The organism is Bradyrhizobium sp. NBAIM14, assembly GCF_020193895.1.
GTDB classification, from domain to species: domain Bacteria; phylum Pseudomonadota; class Alphaproteobacteria; order Rhizobiales; family Xanthobacteraceae; genus Bradyrhizobium; species Bradyrhizobium yuanmingense.
Genome location: NZ_JADYVQ010000107.1, coordinates 1 through 409, shown reverse-complemented (window position 1 = coordinate 409; position 409 = coordinate 1). Strand labels below are relative to the sequence as shown.

Here is a 409-nt window from a genome sequence, read left to right as displayed (position 1 = left end):
GGTGAGCGCAGAGCGCGGCAAGCGCCCGGTCAAGGACGTCGTGACGTCCCGCCGCTTCTGGGCGATTGCGCTGGCGCGCTTTTTTGCCGAACCTGCCTGGCAGACGTTCAGCTTTTGGATTCCGCTTTACTTCGTCAACGAGCGTCACCTCGATCTGAAAGCCATCGCCATGTTCGCGTGGCTGCCATTCCTGGCGGCTGACCTGGGCGGCCTGGCCGGCGGTTACCTGTCGCCGTTCCTGATCAAGCGCTTCCGTATTCCGCTGGTGTGGTCGCGCGTTTGCGGCGTTGTGCTGGGTGCGTTCATGATGATCGGTCCGGCGTGCGTCGGGCTCGTGGCGTCTCCCTATACGGCGATTGCGCTGTTCTGCGTGGGTGGCTTTGCGCACCAAATGATCTCCGGCCTGGTC

General features: G+C 63.6%; 1 protein-coding gene. It reads left to right on the top strand.

Going from position 1 to position 409, the window contains the following annotated elements; all coding sequences use genetic code 11:
- The coding region (locus I6F28_RS37225) for an MFS transporter (RefSeq protein ID WP_346656768.1) at positions 1–409 on the top strand (409 nt) is incomplete at both ends.